The sequence below is a fragment of the Streptomyces sp. NPDC002573 genome, from assembly GCF_042889625.1.
GTDB classification, from domain to species: Bacteria; Actinomycetota; Actinomycetes; order Streptomycetales; family Streptomycetaceae; genus Streptomyces; species Streptomyces gibsoniae.
In genome coordinates this window covers 1-3,450 of sequence record NZ_JBIARC010000203.1, presented here as the reverse complement: position 1 = coordinate 3,450, position 3,450 = coordinate 1, and the positions used below count along the sequence as shown (strand labels likewise).

Here is a 3,450-nt window from a genome sequence, read left to right as displayed (position 1 = left end):
GGTTGCCGATGTTGCCGTAGGACGCCATGAAATGTCCGAGGGCGGCGTTGCGGTCGCCGTGCGCGGTCTCGGAGGCGGCGACCTCCTGGTCGAAGCCCAGCTCCGGGTTGCCGCTCTCCGCCCGCAGGAAGTCGAGCAGGGTGCCGGCCGCGTCGTCGGTACGGCTGTGCAGCCGGTCGGTGACGACGAGGGCGCCCGCGTTGATGAAGGGATTGCGCGGGATGCCGTTCTCGTACTCCAGTTGGACCAGCGAGTTGAACGGGTTGCCGGAGGGCTCCCGGCCCACGTGCTCCCACAGTTCGTCGCCCTCGCGGGCCAGCCCCAGGGCGAGGGTGAAGACCTTGGTGATGGACTGCGCGGAGAACGGCTGCCGCCACTCCCCCACTCCGTAGACCGTGCCGTCCAGCTCGGCGACCGCCATGCCGAAGCGATGCGGGTCCAGGGCGGCGAGCGCGGGGATGTAGTCGGCGGCCCGTCCGCGCCCAGGCCGCTGCTCCATCTCTTCGGCGATACGTTCCAGCACGGGCTGGAAGGTCAGCGAGGGGGCCATGGTCACTATCGTGCCGTCCCGCCGAGCGAGCCGGTCACCTGAGATGATCACGTTCTGGATTCTAGCCCGCGCGTTTCTTGCTGCCGGGCCCGAATCTTGAGCGGAGGGCCGCTGCCAGCTCTGCGGGCAACTGCTGCTGCAGGCCGACAGACCCCCGCAGTCCCCGACCGAGTGGGAGCAATAGCTCCGGGGAGCGAAGACGCGGGGCGGAGTCCGACTCTGCCCCGCCCACACGTGCCTCGGCTGTCTGCCGAGCACGTCGAACAATGGCACAACACTTCCCTCCCAAGAGCCTCAGGGCTTGCTTGAGTCGGATGTCCGGGTGACGCGCACGTACGGTTCTGAGGGGGGCGGGGACGCAGCAATGTGTCCCCTCTGCCCGACCTACCCGGTCGCGTCCCAAGCTCATCGTCTCGACCGACGGTCGCGGGGTGGGCAGCCACGCGGGAGCACGTCTGCCGGCCGATATCGCCGCAGCCAGGGCCAGTCCGGCTCCTTCGCGAATACGCTGCGCGGCTGCGCGGCACCGACCACGATCCCGGCCGGGTAAAGGCAACTTGGCGGTGATTCTCGCCGCGGCGAGGTAACCGCCGACCCGACCCGGACGATGCGGACGACACGGGCAGCGTGTCCGAACGGCACTCCGGCGATGCTGATCAGGGACCGGTTGGACGTGCTGTTCGAGGACGAGGAGTTCGCCAGGTTGTATTCCACCGATGGCAGGCCCGGGCTGTCGCCGGGGCAGCTGGCAGGGCTTGCGCAAGTTCCCGGGATCGCCCAACTGGCCTGAAAATGCCGCGGGTTGGGGTGGATGACAGAGCGGACACGGGATCCGTGATCATTCAGGTGTCTAAGCCAAGTGATCAAAAGGATTCCCGTGTCCGCTGTCTCATCTTCCCCGATCCCTGCCGTGTTGGCCAAGTTGGGTCCGCTCAATCCGGATGACATGTCTGACCTGCGGTTCTTCCTGGAGGCGGTGCCCGATCCTCGCTCCCGGCGGGGCCGCTGGTACTCGCTGACCTCGATCCTGCTGGTCTGCGCGGCCGCCGCGGTCTCGGGAGCCCGGACCATCGACGAACTCGCCGAGTGGGGCGCCCGCGCCGACGCAGGGCTGCTCGCCGCGCTCGGCGTGCGCCGTCACCTGCTGCGCTGGCGGCATGCACCGTCCAGGTCGGCGATCGGGAGGGTCCTCGAGCGTCTCGACACCGACGCACTCGATGCGGCCATGGGAGCCTGGCTGGCTCACCGCCATAGCGCCGCGGCCCCGGGCAGGCGACGGGTGATCGCCGTGGACGGCAAGGCACTGCGCGGCTCCGCCCGCCTGGACCAGCCCCGCCGGCACCTGCTGTCCGCCGTCACCCACGGCTGCCCGGTCACCCTCGCCCAGGCTGAGGTTGGGTCCAAGACCAACGAGACACGGCACTTCCAGCCCCTGCTTGCACCGCTCGACCTGGACGGAGATGTGGTCACCTTCGACACGCTGCACTCCGTGAAGGCCAACGTCGCCTGGCTGGCCGAGACCAAGAAAGCGCACTACGTGGCCGTGATCAAGCCCAATCAGCCCACCGCCTGGGCCCAACTGGACGGTCTGGACTGGCATGCGGTGGCCATCCAGCACACCGCCTCGAACAAGGGACACGGCCGTCGCGAGTCCCGCTCGATCAAGACTCTCGCCATCGCCGACAACCTTGGCGGCATCGCCTTCCCCCACGCGAAGCTCGCCCTCCGCGTCCACCGCCGCCGCAAAGAGACCGACAGGAAGGAGACCCGCGAGACCGTCTATGCGGTCACCAGCCTCGACGTCCACCAGGCGAAACCGGCCGAACTCGCCTCCCACCTGCGCGGACACTGGACCGTGGAAGCCCAGCACCACATCCGCGACCGTACCTTCGCCGAAGACGCCTCCACTGTCCACGCCGGCAACGCACCCCGCGTCATGGCCACGCTCCGCAACCTCGCGATCGGAGCCCTCAAAGCCCTCGGAGCGACCAACATCGCGAAGACCACCCGCGCCATCCGCGACCAACCCGAACGAGCCCTCCCCATCCTGGGCATCACCTACAAGCCCGACCTCAACGGAACTTGATCAAGCCCTGGGCAGCTGGCGCTGGTGTCGCTCTGCACCGAAGGTGAACCTCCTCTTGCGGTCCATACGTTCACCTAGATGAAGGGGCACCCCGCTGCCCTGTCGGCGGGGCAGCGGGAGCGGGCGGCCGTTTTTCCATTCCCCCACCGGAGCGGCCGCCCGCAAGCTCCTCTTCTCGGCGGACATTTCCTTGCCGTTGCGTTCGTTGACCCGCCGGTTACGATCTGATCGGCGGTGCCGGGCTGCAGCTGGTGAAATTAGACCGTGTGGTCATCGGTCGCGGTGAGACGGTGATCACGCCGGTCCAGATCACGCGCGCCGTGATCACCACCCCCATTCTGTCTACCCCTTCAGCCGCAGGGCCTGCCCAGCAGTCGGCGACCTCGCTACAAGCACGAGGCATCCTCCGCCTCCAACCTGAGGGAGGGCCACTTCCGCCGCAGGCCCGCAACGAACTCCGAGTCACCGACATCACCGAACGCCCCACGATGGAAGCCGAGGTGTACTGCGGGGCATGGTCCTGATGGCCAACCACCTCGGGAAGGCCCGAGCGGAAGCGAAGATCAGCATTGAGGTCCAGCCAATGGGGGCCGGGCGACGCTCGCGGCGGACGATGACCTAGTACTGCAACCGCACTCATGGAATCAGCGCAGGTCAGTTTAGGCGTCTGGACACTTCGAAGCTGACAGGTCATCAGATATAGAGAGCCGTTGACCTGTCAGTTCGCGATCGGCCCGGCGCGGCGACTATCACCGTGCGCCGTCGGATCGCCACCGCCCAAAAACCGCCGCACTGCGCCTGACCTGCGGTGACG

The 3,450-nt window shown here is 67.7% G+C and carries 3 protein-coding genes; 2 read left to right on the top strand and 1 reads right to left on the bottom strand.

Annotated features, from left to right (window positions below):
- On the bottom strand, positions 1-550 hold a 550-nt coding region (locus tag ACFYX0_RS47140; RefSeq protein ID WP_388981847.1), incomplete at its 3' end, for a glutaminase.
- A gap of 649 nt (positions 551-1,199) precedes the next feature.
- Here ACFYX0_RS47140 and ACFYX0_RS47135 point away from each other — a divergent pair.
- Positions 1,200-1,340: a hypothetical protein gene (locus ACFYX0_RS47135; RefSeq protein ID WP_388981845.1), complete on the top strand. Its 141-nt coding sequence runs from the start codon at positions 1,200-1,202 to the stop codon at positions 1,338-1,340.
- A 156-nt stretch (positions 1,341-1,496) separates the two neighbouring features.
- Complete coding sequence (locus ACFYX0_RS47130; protein ID WP_388981842.1) at positions 1,497-2,636, top strand: ISAs1 family transposase; 1,140 nt, start codon at positions 1,497-1,499, stop codon at positions 2,634-2,636.
- Positions 2,637-3,450: the final 814 nt, after the last annotated feature.

Bases quoted from the DNA above. Each gene is read 5' to 3' on its own strand.
- ACFYX0_RS47130 (WP_388981842.1), top strand. From the start codon at position 1,497: ATGTCTGACCTGCGGTTCTTCCTGGAGGCGGTGCCCGATCCTCGCTCC.
- ACFYX0_RS47135 (WP_388981845.1), top strand. From the start codon at position 1,200: ATGCTGATCAGGGACCGGTTGGACGTGCTGTTCGAGGACGAGGAGTTC.